This is a genomic window from Microbulbifer sp. MLAF003 (assembly GCF_030012965.1).
GTDB lineage: Bacteria > Pseudomonadota > Gammaproteobacteria > Pseudomonadales > Cellvibrionaceae > Microbulbifer > Microbulbifer variabilis.
The window spans coordinates 1092934-1117802 of the sequence record NZ_CP120232.1 but is presented as its reverse complement, the minus strand read 5'-3'; the positions used below and the strand labels follow the sequence as shown (position 1 = coordinate 1117802).

Here is a 24869-nt window from a genome sequence, read left to right as displayed (position 1 = left end):
CGAATAAACCCCACAAATCAAGCGGATACAAATCCGCGCAATGTTAAAGAAAATGCCATTTTGATACAAGGCAAAGACATAGGAACGTCGGGAATTACGCAGCGAAACAGCGAGAAATCGAGCAAAGCATCACAAGCACTGCTCAACACACCAAATGCCGGAGATAAAAAAGCCCGGCAGATGCCGGGCCCAAAAGAAAGCTTAACGCTTGGAGAATTGCGGCTTCTTACGCGCTTTGCGCAGACCGACTTTCTTACGCTCAACCTCACGAGCGTCGCGGGTAACATAACCTGCGGCGCGCAGCGGTTGACGCAGCGCTTCATCGTACTGCATCAGGGCGCGAGTCAGGCCGTGACGGATAGCACCCGCCTGACCAAAAGAACCGCCACCTTTTACAGTTACAGTAACATCGAATTTTTCAACCATATCGGCTCTTTCCAGCGGCTGACGCACGATCATGCGAGCCACCTGACGACCGAAGTATTCGTCCAGGGTACGACCGTTTACAGTGATCTTGCCCTCACCAGGCACGATAAATACACGAGCAGTAGAGGTCTTGCGGCGGCCGGTACCGTAGTATTGAGTAGTTGCCATCAGATTTATTCCCGTTTAGATCGCCAGTTCAGTCGGCTGTTGAGCCGTGTGAGGATGTTCACTACCGCTGTATACTTTCAGCTTCTTGAACATGGCGCGACCCAGAGGACCCTTCGGCAGCATGCCTTTTACGGCGCTCTGAATGGTGCGCTCGGGCGCTTTCTCGATCAGCTTCTCAAAACTGATGGACTTGAGACCACCGGGGTAGCCAGAGTGGCTGTGGTAGATCTTGTCCTTGGCCTTATTGCCGGTCACGCGAACCTTTTCTGCATTAATTACGATAATGTAATCGCCAGTGTCCACGTGGGGCGTATATTCAGGCTTGTGCTTGCCGCGCAGGCGGTGGGCGATCTCGGCAGAAATACGGCCGAGGGTCTTGTCCGCAGCGTCAACAATGTACCAGTCGCGTTTTACCGCTTCTGGCTTGGCACTGTATGTCTTCATGTTATAAACACCTGTAATATGACCCCCTGAATTAGGGGCCGTCCCACAAAAGAGCGCGGATAGTACAAAAGGAGTGCTCGCTTTTCAAGCGATATTTCGACGTGTCACGAGGCGTCATTAGTCGGGGCGATGCGCCCGCTCCAGGTACTCGCGGGACTGCATTTCCAGTAGGCGACTAACAGTGCGCTCAAACTCAAATCGCAGTTGTCGCCCACCATAAAGTTGATCGGCCGACACCTCCGCCGAGATCACCAATTTGACGCAACGGTCATAGAATTCATCAACCAGATTGATGAAACGTCGCGCCTGGGCATCCATCCTTTCATCAAATCTGGGCACCGCAGCGAGCAGCACAGTCTGAAACTCCCGCGCCAGTTCGATGTAGTCATTTTGCGAACGAGGCCCATCACAGAGGTCAGCAAAATCAAACCAGGCCACATCATCAGCTACTTTAAGTGCACGAATAGGCCTCCCCTCCACCTGTAAATCCACATCGCTTCGAACCTCACAGCCATCCACGCTCAACTGTGTAAAGCTGTGCGATAGATTTGCGATCGCAGCGTCATCCAAAGGTGCATGATAAAGCTCCAGTAATTCAAGGGTACGCAAGCGATAGTCGGTACCTCCATCAACATTAACCACTTTGGTATGACGTTGAAGGAGCGCAATCGCCGGCAAAAAGCGCGCCCTTTGCAAACCATCTTTATAGAGCCCCTCTGGCTCGATATTAGAGGTAGCCACAAGGGCCACCCCGCGACGAAATAAGGCCTCCAATAAACCTGCAAGGATCATGGCATCGGCAATATCGGACACAAAAAACTCATCAAAACACAGGACCTGGGCCCGGTTCGCGATCTTATCGGCCACCTTCTCCAGTGGGTTTTTCTCCCCAGCATACTGCTTTAAGCCCCCATGTACTTGGCGCATAAAACGGTGGAAGTGAGTCCGCTGCTTCCTGGGGAAAGGCAAGGACTCATAAAATGCATCCATCAAATAGGTCTTACCGCGTCCCACCCCACCCCAAAAGTAAAGCCCTCGCTCCGGACCGACATCCGCCCTGCGAAGGCGGGCAAACAGATTCCCAATAATGCCCCGCTCAGCCCTCTCGACCAGACGCCGATGCAAATCCTGCAACTCCTGCACCGCCGCTCGCTGCGAGGGGTCCTCAATAAAATCCGGGCGCTGCAGATCATTCTCATAACGCGCTATCGGGGAACAAAATGACGGGTTGGCAGGAGGCATAAAGGAAGATTCTTCAACAACTGTATTACTGGCGCGCACTCTATCAAATTCACTATAGCGCCGCCTAGATAGCAGAGAAGCCGCCATCAGCCCTAGGCCCACCCACTCAACCCAGTGCAATTCGCCAGGAGCCAGCGGCAATTCGGAACTGCAGGCTAACCTGCGTGTCGCAATTTACCAACAGTATTAATTGTCGGGTTAATAATCGCGTATACTGGGTCCGCTAACATGGGGTTGATAGTCACTTGAGGGGGACTACCCGAGGCGTGGGGCGGTGCCACTACCGCGCCAGCATCCATCACGGATCGCCAATGCCATATAAAAGCAAGTTGAGGAGGTAGTAAGTGCACTCTACATCGGTATTAATTCTAGTCGGCGTCCTGGGCATGACCTTGGGCGCCCTGCTGGCATTCCTCGCAGTCCGCGGACGCAGCAGCGTCGACCGCACTCAGGAACTCGAGCTACGCCTGCGGGAAGCCAATAATAAAATGGAGGACTTCCAGCTCCAGGTAAACGAGCACTTTGACCAGACATCCCAGCTCGTTCACAACTTAACCGAAAGCTACAAGGAAATTCACGAGTATTTATCCAACAGCGCTCTGCGCCTTTCCAGCCAGGATATCGGTCGACAAATGCTCGAAGCCGGGAGCGGCAAGCTGAAGGAGGATGACAAACAACTTCAGGATATGGAGCCCCCTAGAGACTGGGCTCCCAAGGAGCCCGGAGCCAAAGGTACCCTTGCGGAGGATTACGGCCTGGAAAAAGAGGCACACGCAGGAAGTTAGACTTAGCCATCAACTGTTACTTCGGCAAAGCTTTCAGTTGATACCCCAATTAAAAAGGCGGGATAACCCGCCTTTTTAATTGAAAACTTTACAAACTCTGATAGTAATCCATGAGAATTTGCGCCACCTCTGGGCGAGAGAACTCTGGGGGCGGAGCGATACCATTACCCAACATCTCACGCACCTTGGTACCAGATAATAGAATGAAGTCCTCCTTAGAGTGATCCGGTACATCACGCATCATCACGACCTTATTCAGCTTTTTTGAATAGGCCGTATGGTCAGCACGAAAGATTTCAATCTCCAATGCACCCTCGGGTACCCTTCCATCAAAAATAGTCTGGGCATCAAAAGCACCATAGTAGTCACCGACACCCGCGTGGTCGCGCCCGACGATCAAGTGGCTGCAGCCACAGTTTTGGCGGAAAACGGCATGCAGTACAGCTTCGCGAGGGCCCGCATACAACATATCGAAGCCATAGCCTGTAACCATTACTGTATTTGCCGGGAAGTAAACTTCCACCATCTTACGAATTGATGCATCCCGGACCGGCGCTGGAATGTCCCCTGGCTTTAGCTGGCCCAGCAACATATGAATCAGCACACCATCGGCCTCCACAGCCTCCAGCGCCATTTTGCATAATTCTTCATGGGCTCGGTGCATCGGGTTGCGTGTTTGAAAGGCAACCACCTTATTCCAGCCCCGCTCGGTAAATTCATTGCGAATTTCCACAGCCGTGCGGAAAGTATCCGGGAAATCATTCTGGAAATAGCTGAAATTGAGCACTTCGATTGGGCCGGAAATTAACTTCCTCCCAGCTGACTTAAAGGTCGCAACGCCAGGATGTTTTTCATCGAGCGTGCCAAATACCTGCTCAGCCATGCTATTCATTTGTTCATCAGTAATGGTCTCAATGGCTTCTACATCCATTACCGCCAGCACTGGGTTGCCCTCAACATTGGGGTCACGTAATGCAATCCGGGAAGCACCTTCTATAGCACCGCAGTCTTCTACCACATTCAAGACAGGAACCGGCCAAAAGAGACCATCAACAGTGCGCAAGGTCTCAGCCACACTCAGCGCATCGGCCAGATTCATATAGCCGTGCAGCGGATTAAAGTAACCAGCCCCCAACATCACTGCATTGGCCGCCGCGGCAGAGCTGACCACAATCGAGGGCAGCGACTCCGCTTCATGCATCAGTTGGTGATGCCTTTCACTGTCGTACACAAAGCGCGGCTGCAGCTCAATACTGCCATGGGGGCGAACTAGGGACATGCTGGTCTCCAAATACAAATATTGCCGGTTAGTCTTAAATTTTCGACGGGCCATTATACGCACTTGCAGGATGCGACCAATGCCAGCCCATCACAGGAGACGGGATTATAGACCCTGCCAGTCCACTCTAATAATTACCCTCCAAAATCTGGTTAACCTCCCCCATGGGAAGGCGCAAGGGGAAAACGCTATCCAAAAGCGACAAACACCAAAATTGAGCAGTGATGGCAAAGGACTTAAAGGGGCATTTAGGAGGGGGCTTCCATTCACAAAGCCAACTTGTAGTTTCCTATCAAGGAGGCACCACGTGAGTTGGGTCAACAAAATATAACAGCGGCCTTTTAGGCTGCTTCTAGATACACGAGAGCACGATCTGAAAGTAGCCTTAAGAAGCTCTGTATACGGCAATTAACTGGGCATAAAGCCTTTGCTTTGAAAGCAAAATTTTACATTACAAATTTGATTTTTGAGATAGGCACGGAAACATATAATAACCCACGAACAGATTGGGCCATAAACGATAGAACAGCAGATAAACCTACAGATAAGAGGCAACAGCCAATAAAAGAGCTGTTTCCTTAGGCCAGCTATGTATGGACCTTATATTGCCATCTCCACCCCAACACTTCGCATATCAACCTTAAAACCATGAGTAAAGGCCCATATCTACTAACATAAACAATCATAAATCTCCTTTGTCTCTCCTCGGCCAAAGACAGCAAAATGCCCCTCCCGGCGATTCCATTCCAAGACGTGTGTATAATCAGCGCAAAGAGGAGTCGAGAGTGTCCCAAAATCGCTTTTTACAAGACTGGGCTTTACCCATTCTGGTAGGCCTGGCCATGGCGGCCTTGCTGTTAGTTATATTCCCGCAATTGCGTGGCACTGCTCCAACCCCCAAAGGCGGAGATTGGCAGGGCCCCGTATCCTATGCCCATGCAGTCAATGTTGCAGGACCTGCTGTGGTTAACATTTACACCCGTATGGCCCTGCCCCAGCGACAGCACCCACTATTTAATGACCCCCTTTTTCGCCGTTTGTTCGACAATATGAACGTTCCCCAACGGGAAAGGATGCAATCAAACTTGGGATCAGGAGTTATCGTTAGCGACAACGGTTACATCCTTACCAATCACCACGTAGTGGATCAGGCAGACGCCATAGTCATTTTATTAGCCGACGGCCGCGAAGCCCAGGCCCGCATGGTCGGTAGCGATGCTGACTTTGACCTAGCAGTTTTGAAAATTGAACTCGACGGACTCACTTCTATCTCTGTTGGTGAGCCAGAGTCAGCCCAAGTGGGCGATGTCGTTCTGGCCATAGGCAACCCTTTCGGGGTCGGGCAGACGGTCACCCAGGGGATTATTAGTGCCAAAGGGCGTCACTTGGAGAACTCAGGAACCGGCAGCCATCTGCAAAACTTCCTGCAGACGGATGCCGCTGTCAATCCCGGCAACTCCGGTGGAGCACTGGTAGACTCCCGCGGTCGCCTGCTCGGGATTAACACCTCTATCCTCAATCAGTCCGGCTACTCCGGTGGCATTAGCTTTGCAATTCCCGCTAATATCGCCTTCAAAGTTATGCAGGATATTATCGCTTATGGTCGTGTGGTGCCGGGGTGGCTCGGTATCGAAGCCAGTGCCATCAGCCCACAGATGGCTCGCGAGTTCAAACTCTCTTCCTCAGGCGGAGTCATGATCACCGCAATTTACAACGAGAGCCCGGCTCATAGTGCAGGCCTCAAGCCAGGGGATGTGATTACCCATATTGATGGCCTGCCAATTGGCGATGGTAAGCAAGGTGAGGCAACTATGGCTACACTCCGCCCCGGAGATACCATCTCGATCACTTTTACCCGCGAAGGTGCCTCCCACACAGTGGAAGCAACAGTTTCTGTGAAACCAGAAACCACTACGACAACTGAGTAACCATTGGAAGGTGCAAATATGCGTGCAGCCATTCTGTTTATTTTTCTAGCCCTAGTTGCTGGGCAGACTCAGGCCGATGACCGCAAAGATTTACAGAAACTCCTAGACAACTTTATTGCTGGTGCCGCTAATAGTACAGAAGTCCATAAACGTTTTTGGGCCGAGGACCTGATCTACACAAGCTCATCGGGCAAACGCTTTGGTAAGAGCCAAATAATACAGGGGATGGAAAGCAGCTCAACTGAACCTGTAACAACAAGCTACGCTGCAGAGGATGTAGATATCCGCTTACTGGGTGACACTGCCGTCATTGCTTTTAAGCTGGTGGCCAATGATACCTCTAGCAAGGAAACCAGCCACTTCTTCAACACAGGCACTTTTGTGAAACGAAATGGCGAGTGGCAAGTGATCGCCTGGCAAGCCACTAAGATCCCGACTGAGAGCTAAATGCCATATGAGGCGGTCAAAAAGAAAACCGCCTCTTTCAATTCAGGTTAATTAACCACTTGCTTATCACGCCAATTCGCACGAACTTTTGCCATAAACTTGGATTCACTAGGAACACCTGCATTCGCAATTAACCCACGAGCAAATGCCTCCACCTCCGCCCTATTCCTCCCCACTCCGGCAAAAGAAGCACGAACCTTGATAAATTTATCCTTGCGCACAAACAGGTAAGTGTGTGTGTCAAAACGCTCCCCATCTGCTGCAAGGAAATGACCGGAAAGACGTGTTACCGGAGTCGCCTCTCCATGAACACTCCAGATCTCAGAAACCTCTTCACCGAGATCCAGGGATTGCCAACGCGCCTCCCTTTCAACTAGAGCCAATTCCCGCCGAATCCTTTCGACCTCTCGAATTTGCGCTGACTTTGGGTCTTCCCAATTCCAGTTAGGTATTGGATAAACGAAAACATCCACAGAGTCAAAGTGAAACTGACGGTGCACATAACGAGTTTGCGCACCATAAAGGGGATGATTAGCCAGAACTAAAGGATTGCTTACATACTCTCCTACTGACTCCGGTAAATTGAGAGTTTGGTGATAGTCACTGGCCTCTATCGTTTGGAAAAGTAACTCTGGGGCCATGACCTGATCTTGCTGCAAGCGAGATATCAACTCTGATGCAACTGCCTTTGCAAGATCCCGATCGGCCTTTCCGGCTGGGGTGAGTAGACTTATTCTTGATGTAAATGGAATTTCAAACTGATAGCGCCTTAATGGCAGGCCGTGCCAGGTGAGTGTTGCATCAATATGTATATCACGGCTCGTACTCAAGGGAGCCAGCATCATCGTTGCACCTGCGATTACGGCCCCACCGATATCCTCTGCTCCCTCCTCCAAATATCCAGCTGAAGTAATGAGCAGTTGGTACGGAACTTCATCTTCACCCAGCAGGACCAAATCAAAAATGCCCGAACTCTCGAGCTCCCTGTGCAACTCCTGATAATCAATCACATCGAACTGGCAGTGCTTAAGAAGAGATCCATTGGCAAACTCATCACAACGCCGCTCAAAGTCTGGCTCTGGTATTTTGGCAAACAAAGTGACAGGCGGCAGACTCTGTGGGTCCTGCATATAATCGGCAACTACGAAGTCATTGGTTGTCGCACAGGCGACAACCAGTAATGCGACAAAGCACAGAAGTGTTTTTTTCATCTTATGCCTTCCGACAAACTATTTGCACAAGAGGGCAAGCTGGCAACTTAACGCTTTACCCGATAGATGGCCGAGCGCGCATGGGCCTCAAGGCCTTCCCCACGAGCAAGAGTAGCGGCAACACGGCCGAGTTTATCGGCGCCCTCAGGAGAGCAATAAATAACAGAGCTGCGCTTTTGGAAATCATACACACCCAGTGGCGACGAAAAACGTGCAGTTCCACTGGTTGGCAGCACATGATTAGGACCCGCACAATAATCTCCCAAAGCTTCAGCAGTATAGCGCCCCAGGAAAATTGCACCGGCATTGCGAATTTGTGGGAGAAGGGACTCTGGATCTGCTACAGAAACCTCAAGATGTTCAGGAGCTATGCGATTGGAAATTTCCAATGCTTGCTTCACAGAGTCAACCAGTATCAAAGCCCCACGATCAGCGAGGGACTTAGCCGCAATTTCTGCTCTTGGCAGGTCGGTTAACTGGCGCTGCAGGGAGGCCTCCACTGCGTCCAGGAATGCCACATTCGGGCACAACAAAATCGACTGGGCCTGCTCATCATGCTCAGCCTGAGATAGAAGGTCCATAGCGATCCAATCGGGATCGGTAGCACCATCACAAATCACCAATATCTCCGAAGGGCCCGCAATCATATCAATGGCTACATGACCAAACACCGCGCGTTTAGCAGCGGCAACGAAAACATTGCCGGGACCCACTATCTTATCCACAGCAGGAATTGTCTCAGTGCCATAAGCAAGAGCAGCTACAGCCTGAGCCCCACCAATGGTATACACCCTGTCAACACCTGCGATTGCCGCAGCTGCCAGAACCAGATCGTTAAGTACCCCCTCAGGAGCGGGCACTACCATGATGACGGAATCGACGCCCGCAACCTTCGCCGGAATCGCATTCATTAATACGGACGACGGATAGCTGGCCTTACCACCGGGTACGTAGATACCAACCCTCTCCATCGGCATAATTTGTTGGCCAAGTACAGTCCCATCAGCCTCGGTATAACGCCAGGATTCCTGCCGCTGATGCTTGTGATATTCACGCACTCGCTGTGCGGCAGTCTCCAGAGCTTCACGCTCATCAGCACCAATACGCTCAAGTGCTGCAAATAAATCGGATGAGTCAAGTGCAAACTCTTCCGCCAAGGTTAACTCGCGACTGTCAAAACGATTGGTATATTCGATGACGGCAGCATCACCACAATTGCGTACTTGCTGGAGTATCTCCGCAACAGTCGCCTCAACGCTCTGACTAGCCACCGTCTCCCAGGATAGAAGCTGCTTCAACTCTGTATCAAAATTATCAGCGGTGGCATTCAGCCGGCGAATACTCTTTTTAGTCATGATTTCCTAGACTTTTTCACTTTATGCAACTGCCGCTGCCAGCTTCTCAATCAAGTCGCTGATAGGCTTGTACTTCATCTTCATGGCTGCCTTATTGACAATCAGACGGCTACTAATATGCGCAATAGTCTCACGAGCCTCCAGGCCATTGGCTTTCAAGGTATTTCCGCTATCGACAATATCTACAATCTCATCAGCCAGGTCCATTAGTGGAGCCAGCTCCATTGCACCATATAATTTGATGATATCTGCCTGACGCCCCTTGGCAGCGTAATGGCGCTTGGCGCTCTCCACAAACTTAGTTGCCACTTTAATCCGACCGCTAGGCAAAGTTGCACCCTTCACACCAGCAGCCATGAGGCGACAACGAGCAATTCCCAAATCCAGAGGCTCATAGATGCCATCTGAATGATGCTCGAGCAGGGTATCCTTACCAGCTACTCCCATATCCGCAGCGCCATGCTGCACATAGGTAGGCACATCGACACCTCGAAGAAGTAACAGGCGAATACCGTCACAGTTGGTTGGGAAAATCAATTTACGACTCTTGCCAAGGTCCTCCAGTGGCTCCAGCCCTGCAGCAGCGAGCAATGGTAGGGTTTCTTGCAAGATTCGCCCCTTGGTCAGAGCGATAGTGATTTGCATAGTCATGATAAGGCCGGATTATTTTCTGGCAGCCGCCTCAAGAAAAGAGGCGGCGAGTTTCCCTTTAACCGGGTACGCGGCGAATATTCGCCCCCAGCTGCTGTAATTTTTCCTCAATACATTCATAGCCACGGTCAATATGGTAGATACGATCCACAGTAGTAGTACCCTCAGCCACCATACCCGCAATTACCAGACTGGCCGAGGCACGCAAATCAGAGGCCATTACAGGAGCCCCTTTAAGCTTCTCCACACCAGTAACAAAAGCAGTATTACCTTCCAGGGTAATATTGGCTCCCATGCGGTTTAACTCATGCACCTGGATCAAGCGATTCTCAAAAATGGTCTCAACCACTGCTCCTTTACCTTCAGCCACAGCATTCATCGCAGTAAACTGAGATTGCATATCTGTGGGAAATGCCGGATAAGGTGCCGTGCGAAAGCTAACAGCCTTGGGGCGATTCCCCTTCATATCCAGCTCAATCCAGTCATCCCCACAACTCAAGTGCGCACCAGCTTCCTCAAACTTAAGTAATACGGCATCAAGAATATCAGCACGAGTGTGCAATAAACGTACTTTACCCCGTGCAGCTGCAGCAGCCGCCAGAAAGGTGCCTGTCTCAATGCGATCGGGCATGACAGTGAATGTACAGGGGCTAACTTTGGAACTCCGTGAATACGTAAAGTATCAGTGCCTACACCCTCAATTTGCGCGCCCATGGCAATCAGGAATTCTGCCAAATCGACAATCTCAGGTTCCCTCGCCGCATTGTGCAGAACGGTTGTACCTTCCGCCAACACCGCGGCCATTAGCAAGTTCTCAGTGCCGCCCACAGTCACTTTTTCCATGACGATATTGGCACCTTTGAGGCGGCCGTTGGAACGCGCACGGATAAAACCACCGTCAATTGCGATTTCGGCGCCCATAGCCTCCAGCCCCTTGAGATGGATATCTACGGGACGGCTACCGATAGCGCATCCCCGGGAAAAGACACGTTTGCCACCCCGTGGCGAGCTAATAATGGCCCCAACACGAGTATTGATGCCCGCATGGTTTTTACCAGTTCGTAGGGTGCTGTCAGGTCATTGACTGAACGGGGATCTATCTCTACACCTAGCTTTTCGTCAATTGTGACATCACAACCCATGCAGCGCAGTAGGGTGATCATAGTGGTGATGTCATTAAGGTGCGGCAGGTTGTGAATATGTACCGGGCCATCTGCCAACAGGGCAGCAGCCAAAATAGGCAGCGCAGAATTCTTCGCGCCGGAAATTCGCAATGTACCGGATACAGGGCTGCCGCCCTCTATTATTAACTTATCCATTCGGTCTCATATTTCGGGAGTCGCTGTTTTCACAGTGACAGGTTAACGACTGGCTTCTTCTGGAGTAAGTGTCTGCATCTGTACTGCATGAAGAGTACCATCGGCAATTTTTTCATTGAGCGCTGCATAAACAAGTTGCTGCTTTTTTAGGCGGCTCAAACCTTCAAAGGCACTACTGACCACAGTTACCAGCAGGTGACTGCCTTCAAAAGTGACATCGACATTACTCTCGGGAATATGACCCTCAATCAGGGCTTTGATTTCATCTGGTTGCATAGGCGGGATTTGCGTTGAGTTAAAAAACAGCACGCAAGTGTACTTGAATCGGGGAAAGCGCGCAGCTGCGCGCCCCAAGTTCGCTAACTAGCTCACCTTATCGACAACATCTTCACCAGCAGACCAGTTGGATATGACCTTGTCGATATCACCGTAGGTCTGCATGGACTGGGCAAACTGGCTGCGAAAAGTTTTGCCCAGATTGACGCCATTCAGAATGACATTAATCAACTTCCACTGTCCCGCACGATTACGTACCAGGGTATAGGATACTTTGGTGATGCCTTCTTCACTGCGCACTTCCTGTAAAACATTAACCCGATTTCCAGAGGGAAGGGTTCCAGGATTGACAACTTTCACGTCCAAATTACCAAAATTTGCCACACCACGTGCGAAGGTTGCCACCAGGTCACGACGGAATGTACTGGTGAAGCGGGAGCGTTGCGTCGCCGTGGCCTGCTTGGCATAACGCCCCATAACACCACGCGCAATAAAATCAAAATCCACCACTGGGTCCAGAACGCCCTCAACCGCACTGTAGTATCTCTGGGGGTCAGAATTAGCGTACTGAGAATTTGTCTTAATTACACCCAGCAACTTTTGGGAAACCCCCTCGATCATGTTATAGGGGTTTTGGTTGGCGTGTGCCACAGGAGCCACAGCAGAAACCACTACCGCGAAGAGTAAAAAACTAAGCCACCGGGAAAAATCGTACCGACCAGCCCAAAATGATGTATTCACAAATAATCTCCAATTAGCAAATCATTCCTTGGACGCACATGGCTTTAATAAGTGCCATGACGATGCCACTGCCCTTAAGTCCCATAGGAACCCCTGAGGCCTTGTCGATCGTCCTTTGAGTGACAGAGCTGACAGCAGCGGCGGCAGACTATACCATGGCCGCGCCCGGAGTTGTGGCGGTGTGCGAGCGTGTCATTTAATGCCCCTGAGCCAATTTCTGAACTCTTACAGAGCCAGCTATCCGCTAATAATATAGATTAGCACGACAACAGCCGTGACCTGGTCAAAGCCACCGGCGCCAGAGCCTGGCAAGTGAATTTAGGCGCCATAGGCGAAGAACTACTTTGACCAATACCCCCGACAAACAAAAGTGCTTAACCAGAGGTACTCAATGACCCAAGATTTAGTATTACAAGCAGGACGGCGTACCGTTCGCATGGAGGTGGAAGCCGTTGCTGAACTGGAAAAAAGAATCAACGGTGAGTTTCAACGCGCCTGTGAAATGATTTTACAATGCCGTGGACGCGCTATTGTTACCGGCATGGGGAAATCCGGGCATATCGGCCGTAAAATGGCGGCCACACTGGCCAGCACAGGCACCCCTAGCTTTTTCGTTCACCCAGGCGAGGCCAGCCATGGGGACCTGGGAATGATAACCCGCGACGATCTGGTAATTGCCATCTCCAATTCAGGCTCATCCGCAGAGGTGCTGACTCTGCTTCCATTGCTGAAGCGACTCAGTATTCCAATGATCAGTATGACGGGTAAAAGAGACTCCCCCTTGCCCAAGCGGCCGACGTCAACCTGGACATTGCTGTACAAACTGAAGCCTGTCCCCTGAATCTAGCCCCCACCTCCTCAACGACTGTCACATTGGTGATGGGCGATGCCTTGGCTGTAGCCTTATTAGAAGCCAGAGGCTTTACTGCAGAAGACTTTGCGTTCTCCCACCCAGGCGGTGCCCTGGGAAGACGCCTGCTATTAAAAGTAGAAGATGTAATGCATGCAGGTGATGAGTTGCCCCAGGTACATACTGATACTTTGTTATCCCAGGCCCTATTAGAGATGACCAGTAAAGGCTTCGGAATGACAACTATTGTCGACCCCAAAGGAGAACTTCTCGGAGTTTTCACTGATGGTGACCTACGCCGTGTTATTGACCAAAAAATAGAGTTGGACATAGCCACTATGGAACAGGTGATGAGCCGCCGACCTAAAACAGTCTCAGCTGATACCCTGGCTGCTGAAGCTTTGAGGATCATGGAAGACTACAAAATCACTGCACTGGTCGTAGAAGACGAAGCACACTTCCCAATCGGCGTATTACATATGCACGATATTCTCCGCGCCGGAGTAATCTGAGATAATCAAAAGTTACTGAGCGAAAAAATATCGCCCATCACAGCATGTAAGGAATACCCGGTGATTTCTGAAAAAGAATTGAATTCTGCACTTAAAAAGGTGCGCTGGTTGGTCTTGGATGTGGACGGAGTCCTAACCGATGGCAAACTATATTTTGACAATAGTGGTAATGAGCTCAAGACATTCAATACACTGGATGGACATGGAATTAAAATGCTGCAGAACTCTGGAGTGAGAGTAGCCATCATCACAGGCAGGCGCAGCAGCGTAGTCGAACGCCGCGCTCATGACCTAGGTATTAAAAAGCTGATCCAAGGCCGGGAAGACAAATTTGCAGCACTAAAAGAGCTACTCGCTGATGAGCCCTGTCGCCTTGAAGATATTGCGTATATCGGCGATGACTACCCGGACCTGCTGGTGATGACGCATATTGGTTGCCCTATCGCACCCCCCAATGCTGCTCCTCCTGTGAAAGACCGCGCCTTGTGGATAACCAGTTCCCGAGGTGGCGAGGGCGCTGTCCGTGAAGTCTGTGATCGCATCATGCTGTCCCAGGGTACTTTTGACGCAGCCTTAGCACCTTATATCGGAGAGCAGTGATGCGCACCTGGTTGCCACTTTTATTTGTGGTAGCGCTCATCAGCGCAGGACTCTGGTTTTCCGAAAGCCCTCCGGAGCAGTTGCTGGGAATCCGTCCAACGCCTCAACAACAGGGCCGTGCTGCCGATTTGATAATCCGCGATGCCAAAACTCGTCATTTTAATGAGGAAGGAAATCTAGCCTACCGAGTTGATGCAGAACAAATTACCTATTACCAGTTCAAGCGCCGAGACAGGGCCGAACTCACCGAGCCTCGAATGCTTTTCTTCCAGGAAGACCAGCCGAAGTGGCGCACTGAGTCCAGGCAGGGAGCAGCATATAACCGTGGTGAGCGTGTTGTTTTAAGTGGTGATGTAGAAATTGATGAACTCCCTTCTCCTGGTGGTATCAAACTGGAGACATCAAGCATCACTATTTTGCCAGATAAGGAATTCGCCGAAACAGACAAAATTGTTACTATTAGCTCGGGTCCTAACCAGACTAAAGGAAAGGGAATGCGCGCATACCTAAATGAAGACCGGGTGGAAATCCTATCCGATGTAAAGAGTAACTATGATCCCAAGTAAACTTTGCCACTACCTAGTCAAGAGTTCCGCGTTCACCATGCTTCTGATTGCGACGTCAATGGCAAACGCACTCCCCGAAGACCGCCAACAGCGCATTAATATTAGCTCGGATGCGATGAATGCGGGTTTAAGCAGCAACCTAGTGGTTTATAACAATAACGTAGTGATAACCCAAGGCTCTTTAAAGATAGAGGCGGACCGAGTAGAGGTTTATTTCACCCCGGAAAAGGAAATCAGTCGTGTTATTGCCTTAGGCAAACCTGCACGCTTCCAACAGAAAATACTGGAAGGCGAGAACCCGATAAAAGCACGGGCTCAGCGCATCGAATATGCAGTCGCCTCTGAAGAGCTACAACTTACCGGGAAGGCCTACGTAGATCGTGACGGCAACACCTTAACCGCAGAGAAAATTGACTACGACCTAACTACCGAACAAATGAGCGCCCAGGGTCAAGCTGGCAAACGGATAGAGATGATCTGGCAGCCAGAGAAAAAAGATGGAAGCCAGACTCCAAGCAACGACGGCAGCCAGTAAAGACATTACCCAGAGCCGTAAAAAGTAAAGATTTCATCTATCACCCTCTTCACCGGCGAGCGTTTGTGCTCGCAACATGGACAGATTTCGGTAAATACTATGCCAACGCTGAAGGCGTTACACCTAGCCAAGCAATACAAGAAAAGAAAAGTCGTTCAGGACGTATCCGTCAGTGTCTCTAGCGGACAGGTCGTCGGTCTCCTTGGGCCTAACGGTGCAGGTAAAACCACATGCTTCTACATGATTGCTGGCCTGGTCCAGGCTGATGCTGGTCAGGTATTGATCGATGATGAGGATATAACCCGGCTATCCATGCATGGCCGCGCCAGAAAGGGAATTGGCTACCTCCCCCAGGAAGCCTCCGTTTTTCGCCGCCTATCCGTTCGGGATAATATCCTAGCCATTCTAGAAACCCGCAAAGACTTAACCCGCGCCGAGCGCCAACAGCAAGCACAGGAGCTACTCCAGGAGTTCAATATCACACATATTGAAAACAGTCTGGGAATGGCCCTCTCTGGCGGGGAACGCCGTCGGGTAGAAATTGCCCGCGCCCTAGCAACAAACCCCAGCTTCGTACTGCTGGACGAACCTTTCGCTGGGGTGGACCCTATTTCCGTCAATGACATCAAGGAGATAATCCGCCATTTGCGAGATCGTGGAATCGGCGTCTTAATTACCGATCACAACGTGCGAGAGACGCTGGATATCTGCGAGACTGCCTATATCGTTAGTGAGGGTCATATTATTGCAGCGGGCACTCCAGATGAGGTGCTGGCCAACCAGCAGGTACGCGAAGTCTATTTGGGACATGAATTTACCATTTAGAGACAGATCGCTACATTTGTCACCAGACATCTTGAATATTGACAAAATTAATCGCCGAAAGAGCTACTTAACAATAAGGCAGCCAATCTAACCGGCATGCTTATTGCTTGTAATACTTTTTAGGCCGGGGTAGTCTGCGCCATCTGAGGTTATTTATACCTCCATGTGATCTCAGCCTGCAGCACCCCAATATGAAGCAGTCTCTTCAACTAAAGCTCGGTACCCAGCTGACCATGACACCTCAGTTGCAACAGGCAATACGCCTATTGCAGCTTTCGACTTTGGACTTACAACAGGAAGTCCAAGCCGCCTTGGATAGCAACCCGATGCTGGAGGCTGAAACTGACGAAATAGCTTCCAGCGCAGATATCTCAGAGCTACAAGCGGAGCCTATTAACGAACAGGCCACCTCCCCTACTGAGCATACCGTAGAGGAGCGGGATCTCATCGAGAGTGACTGGAGTCAAAGCATTCCTGAAGAGCTTCCCGTAGATTCACGTTGGGATGACGTCTACACCAGCCACAGCGGTAGCACCGAGAACGAAGACCCCAGTTTTGAGCGCAATACCTCTACGGACGGCCTGCAGGATCACCTGCGATGGCAGCTCAACCTGACCACCCTCTCCGAGCTGGACAAATCAATCGGAGAAAATCTGATAGACGGCATAGAACCTAATGGTTTGCTATGCACACCTCTTGATGAAATTGCAAACTCCCTTTCTGTTGGGGAGGATGAGGTGCTTGCTGTGCTCAGGGCTATCCAGCAATTTGAGCCTGCTGGGTGCGGAGCGCGTAATTTACAAGAGTGCCTATTACTGCAGTTACAGCAGCTCCCTGGTGAGACTCCATGGTTAAAACAGGCCCAGTGTATTATCCAGCGCCACCTTGACCTTCTCGGCAAGCGGGATTTCCGTCAGTTAAGTCGGCGCACACGTCTAAATGAAGCCCAACTGGGCGAGGTCATCCGGCTGATCCAAACCCTGAATCCTAATCCAGGTGAGAGATTCGCTGAGCAGGAAGCCACCTATGTGACCCCGGATATTATTGTTTCACGTAGGGAGCTAGGCTGGCAGGCAAACTTAAATCCGGAGATCACCCCCAGAATTCGCGTTAACAGTCACTATGCCTCCATGGTTAAGCGGGCAGACAACTCCAGAGATAACAACTTCCTGCGCGACCACTTACAGGAGGCACGTTGGTTTTTAAAAAGCCTACAGAGCCGCCACGAGACTCTGCTGAAGGTCGCCAATTGCATCGTGGAAAAACAGCAGGGATTCTTTGAAGAGGGACCTGAGGCCATGCGCCCTATGGTACTGGCGGATGTAGCTGAAGCCATTGGCATGCACGAATCTACTATTTCCAGGGTAACCACTCAAAAGTACATGCTCACTCCTCGCGGAACTTTTGAGTTGAAATACTTTTTCTCCAGTCATGTAAGTACTGATTCTGGCGAAGACGCCTCTTCCACTGCTATTCGTGCATTAATTCGCAAACTTATAAATGCGGAAACGCCTCGCAAGCCCCTTTCAGATAACAAAATCACCCAGGAACTGGATCAGCAAGGCATTAAGGTAGCGCGACGCACTGTAGCAAAATACCGGGAATCCATGGGAATTCCCTCTTCCAGTGAGCGAAAACGCCTGGTCTGATCCACAAATATGATTTTTAGACCAACCTAAGAACCTGGGTCACAAACTCGTTGGCACCACACTTCACCCCTCTGCAACCAAACTCCAAACTTTGAGTGTATCCTTCCATTCTGGGCCACTTCCTAGTAGGGTTGCGACCCGAAAGGGAGACGTGCCGGTATGTGATGCACCCGATTAGGAGAAATCCATGCAGATCAACATTAGTGGTCACCACGTCGATGTTACCTCACCAATGCGCAGCTACTGCGAAAGCAAGCTGGAGAAGCTCTCTCGGCATTACGACAATATTACTAACGCTCAGGTTATCCTATCCGTCGAAAAATTGATCCAAAAAGCAGAGGCCAGAGTACATATAAATGGTCACGACCTCTGTGCCGGCTCGGAAGACAAGGATATGTACGCGGCCATTGACGCTCTGACTGATAAGCTGGACCGCCAACTGAAGAAGCACAAAGAGAAGTTGCAGAACCACCGCTGAACTATGACACTGGAAGCTTTACTCTCTCCCCGCCTGAGCCTTTGCCATCTGGCGGGGAGTAGCAAAAAATTATTGCTCAATATTGCCCAGGCTATTGCCGAACAATACCCGCAACATGACTCCGATACCATCTTCAACCAATTGATTGCCCGAGAACGCTTGGGATCAACTGGAATTGGGGAGGGGGTTGCGATCCCCCACTGCCGTCTGCCTGGTTGTGAAGAACCAATTGGCGTTCTCTGTACCATTGAGCCTGCAATTGATTTTGACGCCATCGATCGCCAGCCTGTTGATTTGTTATTTGTTCTACTAGTCCCCGAGGATGCGGAACAGCAGCATTTAGAAACTCTGGCCGAGATAGCAGCGCTATTTTCCAATAGCGTAGTAAGAGATAAGTTACGCCAGGCCAAGACCAGCGACGAACTCTACGCACTTGCCATAGATAGCGCTGCAGCCGCGTGATCCAGGTAGTGAACCAGCCCATGGGTAAACTGAAGTTAAATGCTAATGTTGATGACAACCACTCTGTCACTATCAATCACAATGCAGTTATTTTAAAAATCAGTGATACACAGACCTTAGAAAGGGGACACCCATGCGCTTGGTTATTATCAGCGGCCGTTCTGGTTCCGGAAAAAGCTCTGCCCTTCAGTTATTAGAGGACGAAGGGTTTAACTGTATTGACAACCTACCAACCAGCCTGCTACCAGAACTGGTCAAAAGGGTTCACGAGCAACCGGCAGAAGGGGATACTCAGCTGGCTCTTGGCGTCGACGCCCGAAATCTTTGGCAGGATATCAAACAGGCCCCACGGGTAATTGAATCCCTGCGTGCAAACGGCGTAAAGTGCGATGTTATTTTCCTCGACGCCCGTGAACCAGTGTTAGTTCAGCGCTTCAGTGAAACCCGGCGGAAACACCCTCTCAGCAATGATTGCACCCACCTACTAGAAGCACTCAACCAGGAAAAGGAACTACTCACACCGATCTCTGCGATGGCGGACATGGTGATAGACACCAGCAATCTCAGTTTGCACGAGCTACGTGGACTCGTGAAAAACCGGGTAGTAGGTGAAAAGTCAGAGAGCATGGCAATCCTTTTCCAATCCTTTGGCTTTAAATACGGGGTTCCCGTAGATGCGGATCTGATATTTGACTTACGCTGCCTGCCAAACCCTTACTGGGAGACAAGCCTGAGACAGAAAACCGGCCTGGACCCCGAGGTTGCCGAATACCTACAAGGCCACCCTGAAACCGGTAAAATGCAGGCGGATATCACCAGCTTCCTGAATAACTGGTTGCCCTCCTACCAAAAAAGCAATCGCAGTTATACCTGCATCTCCATTGGATGCACTGGCGGTCGCCACCGCTCTGTATATATGGTGGAGCAGTTGGCCAAGATTTTTTCAAAACAGTTTAATAACGTTCAGATCCGGCATCGTGAGCAGAAGTAACATCCAATTAACTTAGACGCACTTATGCAAAAACAGCGCCTCACCATTATCAACAAGCTCGGTCTACACGCCCGCGCAGCCAGTAAGTTCGCCCAGACCTCTGCGCGATTCTCTGCAGATGTCAAAGTACACTGCCAGGGCAAATCAGTCGACGGAAAGAGTGTAATGGCGCTTATGCTGCTAGCCGCTGGTAAGGGAACGGAACTTGAATTGGAGATTGAAGGCCGTGACGAAGACGATGCAGTGAGCGCTATTAGTGATTTGGTATCAGAACGCTTTGGCGAAGCCGAGTAGTTTGCAAAAATAGCCCCCTCTAGATAGAGTCCCGCCATGGGCATAAAATCGCCACTTATCCCAAGCGACCTCAGCCCGCAATCACCGCTAAGTAGTAAGGATTAGTCGTGTCCAGCCCACCTCAAGCCGAAATTAAATTCCGCGCCCAAAATCAGCTCAGCGAGCTATTTGCCGCGCTCGATAGCGGCACTGGGCAGGAAGTCCGGCGCATGCTCAAAACCCTGACCCCCCAGAGCATTGCCCAGTTACTAGAAAGCTCCCCTCCCCGCATTCGCCAGGTACTTTGGAATTTAATTGAGCGAGATGTAGAAGGTGAGGTACTCCAAGAGCTGACAGATGAGGTGCGCAGCCAGATCCTCGACACCATGGATACCGAGGAGATGGTGGAGATTATGGAGGGGCTGGATGCGGATGATATCGCTGATATCCTCCAGCAACTTCCCGAGCGTGTTGTCTCGGAAGTTCTCTCCTCTATGAGCGAGACCGACCGACTGCGAGTGGAAAGTGTTCTTGCCTACGATGAGAACACCGCCGGCGGCCTGATGGATACCAATACCATCTCTGTGCGCCCTAACCTTAGCCTAGATGTGGTTCTTCGTTACCTGCGTCGCCACGAGCAACTGCCAGAATCCACAGACAGCTTATTCGTAGTAAATCGTAAGGGACAGTACATAGGGTTACTGCCACTATCAAAGCTACTGACTACAGATCCATCAGTAACAGTTCGCGAGGTTGTAAATACCGACGTAGAACCTATCCCTGCAGATATGCGCGACACCGAAGTTGCCCGACTATTTGAGAAGTACGACTGGATCACCGCGCCAGTGGTCGATGAGGATAACCGCCTGTTGGGCCGCATCACAATTGACGATATTGTGGATGTAATTCGCGAAGATGCCGATCACTCACTGATGAGTCTGGCCGGCCTTGATGAAGAAGAGGACACCTTTGCCCCGGTAAGGCGTACGGCTCGAAGGAGAGCTTTGTGGCTGGGCATAAACCTCCTAACTGCCCTGCTCGCATCCTGGGTTATCAGCTTATTCCAAAATACCTTGGAAAAAGTGGTGGCACTTGCAGTGTTAATGCCGATCGTTGCCAGTATGGGGGGCGTTGCTGGCAGCCAAACTCTCACAGTAGTCATCCGGGGCATGGCACTCGGACAGATTGGTAAAAGTAACCTGAACTGGCTACTCTCCCGCGAGCTGGGCTCAGCTGCCCTGAATGCCTTACTCTGGTCACTGGTTATGGGGGTTATTGCCGCACTCTGGTTTAGCGATATCACTATCGCCATTATCATTGTCGCAGCTATGGTAATTAACCTACTTACCGCCGCATCGGCGGGCGCAATATTACCTGTAGCCTTGCGAGCTATGCGTATTGACCCAGCGCTGGCAGGTGGCGTAGCCCTGACTACCATCACCGATGTTGTAGGGTTTATGTCTTTCCTCGGCCTTGCCACCTGGTATTTTGGCTGAGACGTGAAATATCCCAGTGGCACAATGCCTCTGGTTAGAGCAAAATCGGGAAAGCCCCGGTTAACGTGCGGAATTTGAGATGTACGAAAACGATGATTATGAGGATGACCTGCCAAAGAGTAAAACTCAGGTCAAACAGGAAATGCACCAATTACAGGAGTTGGGCAAACAACTGACTGAGCTATCTAAGGCCCAACTTGCTGAAGTACCACTGGATGAAGATCTGCGCGATGCCATAGATACCATGGCACGAATCAAATCTAACGAGGCCCGCCGCCGCCAGATGCAATTTATCGGCAAACTTATGCGCAGTAGCGATCATGAAGCTATTGAGGCAGTTTTGCTGAAATTCAAAGAGCGGGACCAACGTCACCTGCACTTCGATAAAATGGCAGAGGATTGGCGCAAGCGCCTGCTTGAAGGTGGGAACAGTGCCCAAGGTTCTTTTTTTGATCAGTATCCGCAAGTGGATCACCAACAGTTGCGTCAGTTGGTAAGGGACTCCCAAAGAGAGGTTAAAAACAATAAGCCCCCCACAAATCAGCGTAAATTGTTCCGCTACTTACGCGACTTTTTTATGCGGGATACCTGATACCCCAGAGTAGCTGCCCGGGGTGGTATTTCTCCCGCCCCGAGTCCCTCCCAGCTTACCAAGCCACCATCCAAGAAAGACCTTTAGCAACAATCGCTAATTATTGCTTGTTTACAGTCGCTGGCTCAAAATCTAAGGCAAGGGAGTTCAGGCAATAACGCAGTTGTGTCGGTGCCGGACCATCCTTAAATACATGCCCCAAGTGCTCCCCACATTTTGACAGCACTTCTGTACGGCGCAGGCCCCAACTAAAATCGTCTTTTAAGACTATATTTTGCGGATATGCCACATCCCAGAAACTGGGCCAGCCGGTACCTGACTTATATTTGTGCTTTGAGCTGAACACCGGCAGGCGGCAACCAGCTGTTACATAAGTCCCCTCTTCCTCGTTGTAGAGTAACTTACCAGTAAAGGCTCGCTCAGTATCCTTTTCCCACAGGACCTTGTAACGATCCTCAGGCAGAATCTGTTTCCACACCGATTTGGGAATCTGTTCCAGCCCCTTACCTTCGGAGATCCTCTCCTTGGCCTCTCCTACGGTCATCGTCTGGATACGCTGGTCATCGGCCTCGGAGCATGCCGATAATGCCACGGCTACCACCAACAGGGGGCCGAGTATTTGAGATTTCGTCATTTGCAAAACTCCATTCTCTAGCGCGTTGCCGTTATCCTAAGATTAGAGCGCCTTGAAGTGGATGCAGTTCAGAAAAATCGTAACAGCTAGCTTCCTGCACCAGTACTTATTGGCGGCGTAGATGCCCCCCTGAGCCCACCTCCTCCACAGCCTCAGCTTTATCTTTTAATGAGGCAGCCCCCTGGCGCTCGGCACCACCGCCATCAAACAGCCTTTCAAAACGCATTTGTGGATCTGCCCAGTCGCCACTGATACGATAGCTAACACTGGCCACTTTTTTCACCTGCTTTTTGAAAGCCTTACTAATTAGATATACCCCTGCAGCAGCCGGAAGTCCTCCTGCCAGTGCAGCGACCAGAGCAAGGTTATTACTTACCGGTAAAGTTGCCACTAGGGTAAGATCTAGGTCCTCGCGCAACAGATTCACCCTGCCAGCCATCTGCAGCTCACTGGTTGGCCCTTCCACTTGAATAGGCACCGCAATCAACAGTTGTCCATCCCCTTCAAAAACCACTTCCCCGCGAACCCGATCAAAGGCCATACCGCTCTTGTAAAGATCAGAGAAATCCAAGCGCAAACGACGCGCCCAGGTATCGAAATTAAAAAGAGATAACAGGCGCAACACCGTAGAGCCAGCCGTACCTGTAGAGCGAAGGAAACGCCCATCCCGGATATCAATCTTAAGCTCCCCAGAGAGCAAACTGCCTTTGACCAGGGCTGGAGATCCGTCCCAGCGCAAGGCGGTATCAAAGCTGGCGGACTTGCTCTCAATAAGAGGCTCATGTCCCATTGTACGCTGGATATCAGCGAGATCATCGGCCGCCAGGCGACCAATAAACTGGGAAGAACTCTTCCCCTCGGCATCGCGCATCCACATCAACTGCGCACCAAGAGTTTCCCCACCTTTGCCGCGCCCTTCAATACGGAAACCACGCACACTACCGCGAATATCACTGACAACCAAACGCTCTTTGGAGGGGCGTACATTAAAGGACCAGCGCCCCAGCTCCTCATCACCAAGCTGCAAGCTCTCAGTGCTAAAATCAATAGCCGGCAAGACCTGGAAATCGAAATCTGCCCATGGATCAGGGGCCTCCTCAGCAAAGGGTTCCAGAGAGAAGGGGTCCTGCTGAAGCTCACTCTTTTTCTCAAGGGCAGGCAAGCGTAAATGGGCCAATTGCAACTTCAGAGGTGTCTCTCCACCCAAAGTGCCTTTCAATTCGCCTGCAGCCATCTCACTATCGAAATCCAGCTTCCAATCAGCCCCCACACCATTGCCAGTAACATGAATATGCTCAATATCAACAGCCCCCAACTGCAAGCGGTCGGTACTGAGATCCAGACTCACTGGTAAAACTTCGGCGGAAGCTGCTATTTGATCATCGAGATTTATGGTGGTAACCGGTTTGCCAGAGTCGAATACACTCGCCGCCTGCTCCTCCAGAACCTCAACTCCAGGTTTTAGAACACCATCTCCGGCAGAGGGGGGCTTCACGATATACACCCAGTAACTTCTCCCAGCGGGGTAGGTCGATATTGGAAATATCACCGGTGATGGACAACCCACGCTCGGCGGGGAGCTTAGCTTCGGCATTCAGGGCGATAGAGGCACGATCAAGTTCCCCTTGTACCAGCCAGAACTGCCCCTGGAGATGTTCACCGTAGTTCAGGTGGAATAAACTGCCCTGGTCACCAATCGGCGCCCGCAGAACAAAATTGGTCTTTACTTCAGCGGGTTTACCTAAAGGTTCAGGTAAGTTGACATTGATACCCGCCAGGTTGGAGGTAAGCTCAAAAACTGCTGCATAGGGGGCTTCCTTTGCTTTGGCAGGTATAGTGATCAGGGCTTGGTAGTCCATATCGCCATCCAGCCATTTCAGCTCGGGTCGCTGGCTCCAGGTAAAAATTGACTCAATGTCGGCATTACCATCCACTACAACCTGTGTGTCCCTGGAAGCTCCCTTACCAAAGTGACGGATATGTGCGCTGACAGGTCTGCCCCAAAGTGTGCCGCTGACCCGTGTACCTGCAAGCCCTCTCTCGCTATCATAAATCACATCCCCAGACAGCTCCTGTGTCTGCAGACGAAGGTTCTTAAGCTCAAGCTCTCCATCACTTAACTGCAAATCTACAT

26 protein-coding genes and 2 pseudogenes are annotated in these 24869 nt (G+C 50.8%); 15 read left to right on the top strand and 13 right to left on the bottom strand.

The genetic code is table 11. The features are described 5' to 3' along the window. Nucleotides 1-201 precede the first annotated feature (201 nt). The 3 genes from rpsI to zapE form a co-directional block, all read right to left on the bottom strand. Complete coding sequence (gene rpsI / locus P3339_RS05400) at nucleotides 202-594, bottom strand: 30S ribosomal protein S9 (protein ID WP_020412600.1); 393 nt, start codon at nucleotides 592-594, stop codon at nucleotides 202-204. Between the two features lie 15 nt (nucleotides 595-609). Further along, the gene (gene rplM / locus P3339_RS05395; RefSeq protein ID WP_020412599.1) at nucleotides 610-1038 is read right to left on the bottom strand and encodes a 50S ribosomal protein L13; all 429 of its coding nucleotides are present in this window, start codon (nucleotides 1036-1038) and stop codon (nucleotides 610-612) included. A 117-nt stretch (nucleotides 1039-1155) separates the two neighbouring features. Next, on the bottom strand, nucleotides 1156-2280 hold the full coding sequence (gene zapE / locus P3339_RS05390; RefSeq protein ID WP_026305001.1) for a cell division protein ZapE: 1125 nt from the start codon (nucleotides 2278-2280) through the stop codon (nucleotides 1156-1158). 344 nt (nucleotides 2281-2624) lie between these two features. Here zapE and P3339_RS05385 point away from each other — a divergent pair, with 344 nt between their 5' ends. Next, nucleotides 2625-3065, top strand: a complete 441-nt coding sequence (locus tag P3339_RS05385) for a Z-ring associated ZapG family protein (protein WP_026305000.1) — start codon at nucleotides 2625-2627, stop codon at nucleotides 3063-3065. Nucleotides 3066-3153: 88 nt separating this feature from the next. On the opposite strand, the gene sat is transcribed toward P3339_RS05385, so the two are convergent. Further along, entirely contained in the window at nucleotides 3154-4344 is a 1191-nt protein-coding gene (gene sat / locus P3339_RS05380; protein ID WP_020412596.1) for a sulfate adenylyltransferase, read from the bottom strand. 785 nt (nucleotides 4345-5129) lie between these two features. Here sat and P3339_RS05375 point away from each other — a divergent pair. Together P3339_RS05375 and P3339_RS05370 are read left to right on the top strand one after the other, a co-directional pair. Beyond that, on the top strand, nucleotides 5130-6272 hold the full coding sequence (locus tag P3339_RS05375) for a S1C family serine protease (protein WP_020412595.1): 1143 nt from the start codon (nucleotides 5130-5132) through the stop codon (nucleotides 6270-6272). A gap of 18 nt (nucleotides 6273-6290) precedes the next feature. Further along, on the top strand, nucleotides 6291-6719 hold the full coding sequence (locus P3339_RS05370; RefSeq protein ID WP_282952645.1) for a nuclear transport factor 2 family protein: 429 nt from the start codon (nucleotides 6291-6293) through the stop codon (nucleotides 6717-6719). A gap of 47 nt (nucleotides 6720-6766) precedes the next feature. On the opposite strand, the gene P3339_RS05365 is transcribed toward P3339_RS05370, so the two are convergent. The 6 genes and pseudogenes from P3339_RS05365 to P3339_RS05335 form a co-directional block, all read right to left on the bottom strand. Further along, complete coding sequence (locus P3339_RS05365) at nucleotides 6767-7930, bottom strand: hypothetical protein (RefSeq protein ID WP_020412593.1); 1164 nt, start codon at nucleotides 7928-7930, stop codon at nucleotides 6767-6769. 47 nt (nucleotides 7931-7977) lie between these two features. Next, nucleotides 7978-9285 (bottom strand): histidinol dehydrogenase, encoded by a 1308-nt coding sequence (gene hisD / locus P3339_RS05360; RefSeq protein WP_020412592.1) that lies wholly within the window; start codon nucleotides 9283-9285, stop codon nucleotides 7978-7980. 21 nt (nucleotides 9286-9306) lie between these two features. Beyond that, nucleotides 9307-9936, bottom strand: a complete 630-nt coding sequence (hisG, locus tag P3339_RS05355; RefSeq protein WP_282952644.1) for an ATP phosphoribosyltransferase — start codon at nucleotides 9934-9936, stop codon at nucleotides 9307-9309. 58 nt (nucleotides 9937-9994) lie between these two features. Further along, a pseudogene (gene murA, locus P3339_RS05345) lies at nucleotides 9995-11255 on the bottom strand (UDP-N-acetylglucosamine 1-carboxyvinyltransferase). Nucleotides 11256-11297: 42 nt separating this feature from the next. Then, nucleotides 11298-11531 carry a BolA family protein gene (locus P3339_RS05340; RefSeq protein ID WP_020412589.1) on the bottom strand — a complete coding sequence of 78 codons (234 nt, stop codon included), beginning with the start codon at nucleotides 11529-11531 and terminating at the stop codon, nucleotides 11298-11300. A gap of 87 nt (nucleotides 11532-11618) precedes the next feature. Beyond that, on the bottom strand, nucleotides 11619-12272 hold the full coding sequence (locus P3339_RS05335) for an MlaC/ttg2D family ABC transporter substrate-binding protein (RefSeq protein WP_020412588.1): 654 nt from the start codon (nucleotides 12270-12272) through the stop codon (nucleotides 11619-11621). Nucleotides 12273-12663: 391 nt separating this feature from the next. On the opposite strand from P3339_RS05335, the pseudogene P3339_RS05330 reads away from it, so the two are divergent. The 12 genes and pseudogenes from P3339_RS05330 (at nucleotide 12664) to yjgA (ending at nucleotide 22101) form a co-directional block, all read left to right on the top strand. Next, a pseudogene (locus P3339_RS05330) lies at nucleotides 12664-13634 on the top strand (KpsF/GutQ family sugar-phosphate isomerase). Between the two features lie 60 nt (nucleotides 13635-13694). Then, complete coding sequence (locus tag P3339_RS05325; protein WP_020412586.1) at nucleotides 13695-14234, top strand: KdsC family phosphatase; 540 nt, start codon at nucleotides 13695-13697, stop codon at nucleotides 14232-14234. Next, nucleotides 14234-14800 (top strand): LPS export ABC transporter periplasmic protein LptC, encoded by a 567-nt coding sequence (gene lptC, locus P3339_RS05320; RefSeq protein WP_020412585.1) that lies wholly within the window; start codon nucleotides 14234-14236, stop codon nucleotides 14798-14800. Before P3339_RS05325 ends, lptC begins: the two co-directional genes overlap by 1 nt. 58 nt (nucleotides 14801-14858) lie before the next feature. Continuing rightward, nucleotides 14859-15335, top strand: a complete 477-nt coding sequence (gene lptA / locus P3339_RS05315; RefSeq protein WP_245556673.1) for a lipopolysaccharide transport periplasmic protein LptA — start codon at nucleotides 14859-14861, stop codon at nucleotides 15333-15335. Nucleotides 15336-15434: 99 nt separating this feature from the next. Beyond that, complete coding sequence (lptB, locus tag P3339_RS05310) at nucleotides 15435-16160, top strand: LPS export ABC transporter ATP-binding protein (RefSeq protein ID WP_026304998.1); 726 nt, start codon at nucleotides 15435-15437, stop codon at nucleotides 16158-16160. Nucleotides 16161-16351: 191 nt separating this feature from the next. Further along, on the top strand, nucleotides 16352-17809 hold the full coding sequence (locus P3339_RS05305) for an RNA polymerase factor sigma-54 (RefSeq protein ID WP_282952643.1): 1458 nt from the start codon (nucleotides 16352-16354) through the stop codon (nucleotides 17807-17809). Between the two features lie 187 nt (nucleotides 17810-17996). Then, on the top strand, nucleotides 17997-18287 hold the full coding sequence (gene hpf / locus P3339_RS05300) for a ribosome hibernation-promoting factor, HPF/YfiA family (protein WP_020412581.1): 291 nt from the start codon (nucleotides 17997-17999) through the stop codon (nucleotides 18285-18287). Between the two features lie 3 nt (nucleotides 18288-18290). After that, nucleotides 18291-18749 (top strand): PTS IIA-like nitrogen regulatory protein PtsN, encoded by a 459-nt coding sequence (gene ptsN / locus P3339_RS05295; RefSeq protein WP_282952642.1) that lies wholly within the window; start codon nucleotides 18291-18293, stop codon nucleotides 18747-18749. Nucleotides 18750-18882: 133 nt separating this feature from the next. Beyond that, complete coding sequence (gene rapZ, locus P3339_RS05290) at nucleotides 18883-19740, top strand: RNase adapter RapZ (RefSeq protein ID WP_020412579.1); 858 nt, start codon at nucleotides 18883-18885, stop codon at nucleotides 19738-19740. A gap of 24 nt (nucleotides 19741-19764) precedes the next feature. Next, the gene (locus tag P3339_RS05285; protein ID WP_020412578.1) at nucleotides 19765-20034 is read left to right on the top strand and encodes an HPr family phosphocarrier protein; all 270 of its coding nucleotides are present in this window, start codon (nucleotides 19765-19767) and stop codon (nucleotides 20032-20034) included. 107 nt (nucleotides 20035-20141) lie between these two features. Beyond that, nucleotides 20142-21509 carry a magnesium transporter gene (gene mgtE, locus P3339_RS05280; RefSeq protein WP_020412577.1) on the top strand — a complete coding sequence of 456 codons (1368 nt, stop codon included), beginning with the start codon at nucleotides 20142-20144 and terminating at the stop codon, nucleotides 21507-21509. Nucleotides 21510-21588: 79 nt separating this feature from the next. Continuing rightward, nucleotides 21589-22101, top strand: coding sequence for a ribosome biogenesis factor YjgA (gene yjgA / locus P3339_RS05275; RefSeq protein WP_282952641.1), 513 nt, complete (start codon nucleotides 21589-21591; stop codon nucleotides 22099-22101). Nucleotides 22102-22201: 100 nt separating this feature from the next. Here the strand turns inward: yjgA and msrB are convergent, their stop codons facing one another. The 3 genes from msrB to P3339_RS05260 form a co-directional block, all read right to left on the bottom strand. Further along, nucleotides 22202-22735: a peptide-methionine (R)-S-oxide reductase MsrB gene (msrB, locus tag P3339_RS05270; protein WP_282952640.1), complete on the bottom strand. Its 534-nt coding sequence runs from the start codon at nucleotides 22733-22735 to the stop codon at nucleotides 22202-22204. A 106-nt stretch (nucleotides 22736-22841) separates the two neighbouring features. Beyond that, nucleotides 22842-24230, bottom strand: coding sequence for a YhdP family protein (locus P3339_RS05265; protein ID WP_282952639.1), 1389 nt, complete (start codon nucleotides 24228-24230; stop codon nucleotides 22842-22844). After that, complete coding sequence (locus tag P3339_RS05260; RefSeq protein ID WP_282952638.1) at nucleotides 24184-24861, bottom strand: YhdP family protein; 678 nt, start codon at nucleotides 24859-24861, stop codon at nucleotides 24184-24186. The genes P3339_RS05265 and P3339_RS05260 overlap by 47 nt, the downstream gene beginning before the upstream one ends. Nucleotides 24862-24869 lie beyond the last annotated feature (8 nt).

Bases quoted from the DNA above. Each gene is read 5' to 3' on its own strand.
- ptsN (WP_282952642.1), top strand. From the start codon at position 18,291: ATGACACTGGAAGCTTTACTCTCTCCCCGCCTGAGCCTTTGCCATCTG.
- P3339_RS05370 (WP_282952645.1), top strand. From the start codon at position 6,291: ATGCGTGCAGCCATTCTGTTTATTTTTCTAGCCCTAGTTGCTGGGCAG.
- msrB (WP_282952640.1), bottom strand. From the start codon at position 22,735: ATGACGAAATCTCAAATACTCGGCCCCCTGTTGGTGGTAGCCGTGGCA.
- hisG (WP_282952644.1), bottom strand. From the start codon at position 9,936: ATGACTATGCAAATCACTATCGCTCTGACCAAGGGGCGAATCTTGCAA.
- sat (WP_020412596.1), bottom strand. From the start codon at position 4,344: ATGTCCCTAGTTCGCCCCCATGGCAGTATTGAGCTGCAGCCGCGCTTT.
- P3339_RS05365 (WP_020412593.1), bottom strand. From the start codon at position 7,930: ATGAAAAAAACACTTCTGTGCTTTGTCGCATTACTGGTTGTCGCCTGT.
- zapE (WP_026305001.1), bottom strand. From the start codon at position 2,280: ATGCCTCCTGCCAACCCGTCATTTTGTTCCCCGATAGCGCGTTATGAG.
- rpsI (WP_020412600.1), bottom strand. From the start codon at position 594: ATGGCAACTACTCAATACTACGGTACCGGCCGCCGCAAGACCTCTACT.
- hpf (WP_020412581.1), top strand. From the start codon at position 17,997: ATGCAGATCAACATTAGTGGTCACCACGTCGATGTTACCTCACCAATG.
- P3339_RS05285 (WP_020412578.1), top strand. From the start codon at position 19,765: ATGCAAAAACAGCGCCTCACCATTATCAACAAGCTCGGTCTACACGCC.
- yjgA (WP_282952641.1), top strand. From the start codon at position 21,589: ATGTACGAAAACGATGATTATGAGGATGACCTGCCAAAGAGTAAAACT.
- lptB (WP_026304998.1), top strand. From the start codon at position 15,435: ATGCCAACGCTGAAGGCGTTACACCTAGCCAAGCAATACAAGAAAAGA.
- P3339_RS05340 (WP_020412589.1), bottom strand. From the start codon at position 11,531: ATGCAACCAGATGAAATCAAAGCCCTGATTGAGGGTCATATTCCCGAG.
- rapZ (WP_020412579.1), top strand. From the start codon at position 18,883: ATGCGCTTGGTTATTATCAGCGGCCGTTCTGGTTCCGGAAAAAGCTCT.
- rplM (WP_020412599.1), bottom strand. From the start codon at position 1,038: ATGAAGACATACAGTGCCAAGCCAGAAGCGGTAAAACGCGACTGGTAC.
- lptA (WP_245556673.1), top strand. From the start codon at position 14,859: ATGGCAAACGCACTCCCCGAAGACCGCCAACAGCGCATTAATATTAGC.
- hisD (WP_020412592.1), bottom strand. From the start codon at position 9,285: ATGACTAAAAAGAGTATTCGCCGGCTGAATGCCACCGCTGATAATTTT.
- P3339_RS05305 (WP_282952643.1), top strand. From the start codon at position 16,352: ATGAAGCAGTCTCTTCAACTAAAGCTCGGTACCCAGCTGACCATGACA.
- lptC (WP_020412585.1), top strand. From the start codon at position 14,234: ATGCGCACCTGGTTGCCACTTTTATTTGTGGTAGCGCTCATCAGCGCA.